Origin of the sequence: Dissulfurispira sp. (assembly GCF_036745535.1) — a bacterium.
Lineage (GTDB): Bacteria > Nitrospirota > Thermodesulfovibrionia > Thermodesulfovibrionales > Dissulfurispiraceae > Dissulfurispira.
This window is the reverse complement of the sequence record NZ_DAIOFX010000105.1, coordinates 1-4672: the sequence shown is the minus strand read 5'-3', so window position 1 is coordinate 4672 and position 4672 is coordinate 1. Positions and strand designations below refer to the sequence as shown.

General features: G+C 43.8%; 6 protein-coding genes and 2 pseudogenes. All 8 read right to left on the bottom strand.

Going from position 1 to position 4672, the window contains the following annotated elements; translation table 11 throughout:
* Positions 1 to 355 (bottom strand): annotated as a pseudogene (locus tag V7L97_RS11355) (glycosyl transferase family 1); the annotation flags it as partial.
* Positions 352 to 1017 carry a DUF5752 family protein gene (locus V7L97_RS11350; protein WP_333656057.1) on the bottom strand — a complete coding sequence of 222 codons (666 nt, stop codon included), beginning with the start codon at positions 1015 to 1017 and terminating at the stop codon, positions 352 to 354. The gene V7L97_RS11350 and the pseudogene V7L97_RS11355, both read right to left, overlap by 4 nt.
* Entirely contained in the window at positions 1005 to 2048 is a 1044-nt protein-coding gene (locus tag V7L97_RS11345; RefSeq protein WP_333656056.1) for a mechanosensitive ion channel family protein, read from the bottom strand. Before V7L97_RS11345 ends, V7L97_RS11350 begins: the two co-directional genes overlap by 13 nt.
* Positions 2049 to 2142: 94 nt before the next feature.
* Positions 2143 to 2460, bottom strand: a complete 318-nt coding sequence (locus tag V7L97_RS11340; RefSeq protein ID WP_333656055.1) for a M23 family metallopeptidase — start codon at positions 2458 to 2460, stop codon at positions 2143 to 2145.
* Between the two features lie 8 nt (positions 2461 to 2468).
* Positions 2469 to 3287 carry a LysM-like peptidoglycan-binding domain-containing protein gene (locus V7L97_RS11335; protein ID WP_333656053.1) on the bottom strand — a complete coding sequence of 273 codons (819 nt, stop codon included), beginning with the start codon at positions 3285 to 3287 and terminating at the stop codon, positions 2469 to 2471.
* Positions 3288 to 3308: 21 nt separating this feature from the next.
* On the bottom strand, positions 3309 to 3761 hold the full coding sequence (locus V7L97_RS11330; RefSeq protein ID WP_333656051.1) for an SH3 domain-containing protein: 453 nt from the start codon (positions 3759 to 3761) through the stop codon (positions 3309 to 3311).
* Positions 3761 to 4015 (bottom strand): hypothetical protein, encoded by a 255-nt coding sequence (locus tag V7L97_RS11325; protein WP_333656049.1) that lies wholly within the window; start codon positions 4013 to 4015, stop codon positions 3761 to 3763. Before V7L97_RS11325 ends, V7L97_RS11330 begins: the two co-directional genes overlap by 1 nt.
* Before the next feature lie 37 nt (positions 4016 to 4052).
* A pseudogene (locus V7L97_RS11320) lies at positions 4053 to 4672 on the bottom strand (glycosyl transferase); the annotation flags it as partial.

Sequence of the window (4672 nt, the reverse complement as noted above, 5' to 3'; positions counted from 1 at the left end):
GGTCGTGTATCAAAACAGCATCCGCATCTAAATTAAGCCTTTCGGCATTCCTCCTGTTGACCTCATAGTGATGCTGCCACATGTCTTCGGTAATATTTTCAAAATTTCCCTGAAGGGAGTTGTGGATTTTCTTTGTTATGTCGAAGAACCTTTCGTCCCCTTCTATGACCTCCCATCTTGCATCGATGCCGAGGTCTTTGAGTATGGGGATCATCCTGTGCAGAATCTCTGCCACACCGCCTCCTGCACGGGTCGAATTAATATGGAGAAACGACCTGTTATTAAGTTTCTCGCCCAGCTTATGGAGAAGAATCAAATCGCCTTTTGGAGATATGCCTGAGAATTGAGTAATCATCGCTCTATGGCCTCCATTTCTGTCCTGACATCCTTTTCAACAGTCTCTATTATGTGATCCCTTATACCTTCTATGCTGTGCATGAAAGGGTCTATCGCCCTTATTTTTTCTGACAAATCTTTTTTGTCCAACGAGTCCTCGATCCACTTTGAGAAGTCATCGACTCCAAGCCTGACACGGGCCTCATAGAAATGATAATAAATGGCTGCGGCATCTATATACTTGACTGCTATTAAAAACTCTGCAAGGTTCTTGACCCTTATGCCTACAGGGAATGTAAGGGTTATGGTCTCGTTGAAGTAGAATTCATCACCTATCATTGCCTCCCTCGGCTCGGGGAAGTTTTCAAGATAGATGTCTATTACATTGAGCAATTCCTGTCTTAGTTCGTCTATATTTTTAAAGGCATAGGGGTCTATGTTGGAAAGACGCTCCGCAAGCGCCCTTTCTTCGAGGCTCTCTCCTGCCCAATGGGCAAAGTCATTGGTGTATTCGAGTATATGTCCCTTTAAAAAATACTGATACGTGTGATGGAATATGGACTCATCGCTTACAACGGCTATAGCATCCCTCAGTTCACGCAGGTTTTTAGCCTTTTTGCCAGTAGATTTAAGGAGGCTCACACACTGCTTAAATTCAAAGAACTCCATTATTTTTTCCATTCCCTTTCCTCCCTTAGATACACCGTCCTGTGCGGGAACGGTATCTCTATGCCCTCTTCTTTAAATCTCTTGAACACTCTCTTTCTCAATTCGTGCTGTGCAAGATATTGATCAACGAATTCCTGAACCTGACATATAAGCGTGAAATCGAGGGAACTGTCGCCAAAGCCGGGGATAAACCTCACAAAAGGTTCCGGCTCTCCAAGCAGTCCCGGGATTTCGCCCACTGCCTTTTTAGCTTCTTCTATAAGTATCCGTTCAACTTTTTCCGGATCGGATGAATAACTGACGCTTACAGGAATTAATAAAGCCATTCTTTTTTCTGGCAGATAATAATTCGTCACAATGCTCTGGGACAGCTTGCTGTTCGGAATTATGACCATATTATTCGGAAGCATCCTTATCCTCGTTGTCCTCCATGTAATGTCCTCTACGTAGCCCTCCTGTCCTGTCTCAAGCCTTATAAAATCTCCGACCCTAACGGATTTTTCAACAAGTATATGTATCCCTGCAAACAGATTTGCCAGCGTATCCTGAAGCGCAAGGGCAACAGCAAGACCTCCAACACCGAGGGCCGTAATTAGTGGAGTTATTGATATTCCGAGAACGCTGAGTATAATCAGAAAGCCTATAACGAGGATTGTCCCTTTCAATATCCCGTATGCAAGGCCCGTAGTAGGAATAGGCAGGTCTGATTTCTGGATATAATTTTTGAATATTTTGCCTGACAGGTTTGCAGCAGCAGTGGTAATAGACAATATCACAATTACATGGATTGCCCTGCTGAAATAAAATACATATTTCTCAGGAAAATCTGAAACAGCGACTCCTATGTAAAGTCCGATGGCTATGCACCAGTAAACAGAGGGAACTTTTAATGATCTGATGATTATATCGTCGATCCTTGTCTCTGTTTTTTCGGCCCACTTGTGAAGCAGCCTGAAGGCAATACCCCTGACGACAAAAAGTACCGATGCTGATACCATGGCTGTGGCAGCGGGTATTACTATGTCTTTTAACCCAATACCCATCAATCCTCCATTGGTTTTTAGCAGTTACTATTGTTTTTTTAGCAAGGACAACAGCTTTTGGTATTATGGAAGCAAACCTTCCATCCATCTGGTTTTAAAAACCCTTGAATTCAGCCATTAACTTTTTAGGAATCGAATTTCCCTTCAGCGATTTCACTGTAACAGGATTAACAGGCCTGTTACTAACCCTCATCTCATAATGCAGGTGCGGCCCTGTTGCAAGCCCTGTTGAGCCTACATAACCTATAACCTGCCCCTGCTTAATCTTTGTTCTGCTTTTAATACCATTGCCGAATCGGGATAAATGGCCGTAATATGTCTTGTAGCCGTTGGGATGTTTTATTATCACGAGATTGCCGTATTGCCCTTTTTTGCCTGCAAAAACGACTGTTCCATCTCCAATAGCAGACACAGGAGTTCCTACAGGGGCTGCATAGTCGATCCCGTGATCGGCCTGTAAATCTTAAGCACCGGATGAAAACGGTTAATGGAAAAGCCTGAGCTAACCCGCCTGAAACTCAAAGGCGCCTTTAAAAATGTCCTTCTCAGGGATTTGCCTTCATCATCGTAATAATCGATATTTCCGCCATGTCCGAATCTATAGGCGCGATATGCCTCACCATTGTTCACAAACTCTGCCGAGAGAATATTGCCGAATTTTTTGAACTCTCCGTTAAGGTACATGCCCTCTACAACAATCTTGAATGCATCCCCGTTTCGCAGGTCTGTTGCAAAATCTATATCCCACGCAAATATGTCAGAAAGCTGAAGGGCAAGGGTCGTATTTTCCCTTCCGTTTCCTATAGAAGATATGAGATTGTCCTTTATCACACCGCCTAAATGCAGTGTTCTTTTTTCATATTCCACTGCCTTCTTTTCAGCACAAAATCCGGATTCGGTGCGGCAGATGTTCAAAACAGAGTCGTCGTTTATCCAGTAAACAAAGGAGTTTATCCGGTTGTTATCGTCTATTATTATTTTGTACGGCTGTCCCGGGTATAATTCCCTCAATTTATGGATGTTTGCAGATGCCTCTTTAATTTTGAAAAGCTCCGACAGTTTCAGATTATACTTCTTAAAAATATCGAAAAAGGTTTCTCCCTTTTCGATCGTGCCACTTATTTCTCTGTATTTTCCGTATTCCAGGGCACTTCCCTGTTTATCGAAGACATCGAAGTCTCCCCGCATTATGAGAAATGCGGTTATCAGAAAGACCGCTGTTATGAGTATCCTTTTCATTTTTCCCCTTTAACCCTCCCTTCATCTGATCCATAAAAAGTTGCGGTGAATCCATCCTGCATTGCCCCATTCGTCCTTTACCTTTACCCATTGCCCTTTCTTATTTAAAACCTTAAAGGAATAATACTTCTTTGCAGGGCTTGAAGGGCTTTTGGAATAGTTCATGCCGGGGCCTGTCCTCACATTCACTTCATCCGCATCCACAACCGCGCATTTATATTTGCTGGTTACCATGTTCTTATGTACCCAGTTCACATCTCCGTCCACATCGCTCACTGCATACCATTCGCCTGATAGTGAGACGCCAACCTTTACAACCGGTATATATTTGTAAATCTCCCATGCTATTCCGTAATTTGTGCCAGGGCCGCTTCTTAAACTGGCCTTTTGCGCGCTGACACATAAAGCGTTTGCATAACCGGCAGTCAATAGAGAAAAGATTACAACAAAAAAGACAAAATTCATTTTCTTCATTACTGCCTCCTCTTTCTCGTGGTTTTTATTTTATTGTCCTCTTCCACCGCCTCCTTTATCTTAATAAGGATATCCGGTATGGCTGATGTAACTCTGTCCCAGCTTGCAATCAATGGGACCCCAAGAGGGTCTTCCATTATTGTCTCTGCTGCCTTTTTGATCCCGTTTGTGAATGTCTCCACTGCAAGGCTTTCGGCATGTCTGTCGAATATGAGGCCGTTTATTGCAGCATCATCCTCGTATCTTTTGAGCATGTCCTGTGCTGTCCTCGTATAAGTTGCTACAAGAGTCTTAAAAAACCCGCTTGAAAAAAACTATGCCCTCCGATGCCAGTGTCCTGAATAAAGATTTGCATATATCGACGCACATCTTGTGAAGCCCTTTTGTTGCATCCTCCGGAGACAATTCCTGATGTTTATGCTCATAGTTTTCCGCAATATCGACCTGACAGACCCTTCTCAATGATGTATTCCTGTAGACCTCTGCAAGCACGCCTACTTCAAGCCCCCAATCACCCGGTATCCTGTTTACCCTCGCAAGGTCAACGTCCATGGAAAACTCTCCTGCAAGTGGATATCTGAAACTGTCAAAAAATATGAGTATCGGCAGATGGCCTAAAATCTTCTGTAGAGACCTTATAAGAGGAGTTACAAGGAGTCTCGTCATTCTCCCGTGGAGCCTGTCGGTTACCCTGCTGTAGAAGCCCTTGCAAAAATCATAATCGAGGCTCGGACTCGTAACAGGGTAACACAGCCTCGCAAGCAAATCCCTGCTGTATGTAAGGATGTCGCAGTCATGGAGCGCAATTGTCTGAAACCTCTGCTGCGAAAGGACATAACCGTAAGCCATCCACGCAGACCTCCCCTTTCCATGCTCTCCGGTTGGCAGGTCTGCTCTCTCGATAATTTTAT

What these genes read in the sequence shown, in the direction of transcription:
- V7L97_RS11350 (WP_333656057.1), bottom strand. Translation starts at nt 1,017, where the DNA reads ATGGAAAAAATAATGGAGTTCTTTGAATTTAAGCAGTGTGTGAGCCTC.
- V7L97_RS11345 (WP_333656056.1), bottom strand. Translation starts at nt 2,048, where the DNA reads ATGGGTATTGGGTTAAAAGACATAGTAATACCCGCTGCCACAGCCATG.
- V7L97_RS11335 (WP_333656053.1), bottom strand. Translation starts at nt 3,287, where the DNA reads ATGAAAAGGATACTCATAACAGCGGTCTTTCTGATAACCGCATTTCTC.
- V7L97_RS11330 (WP_333656051.1), bottom strand. Translation starts at nt 3,761, where the DNA reads ATGAAGAAAATGAATTTTGTCTTTTTTGTTGTAATCTTTTCTCTATTG.
- V7L97_RS11325 (WP_333656049.1), bottom strand. Translation starts at nt 4,015, where the DNA reads ATGCTCAAAAGATACGAGGATGATGCTGCAATAAACGGCCTCATATTC.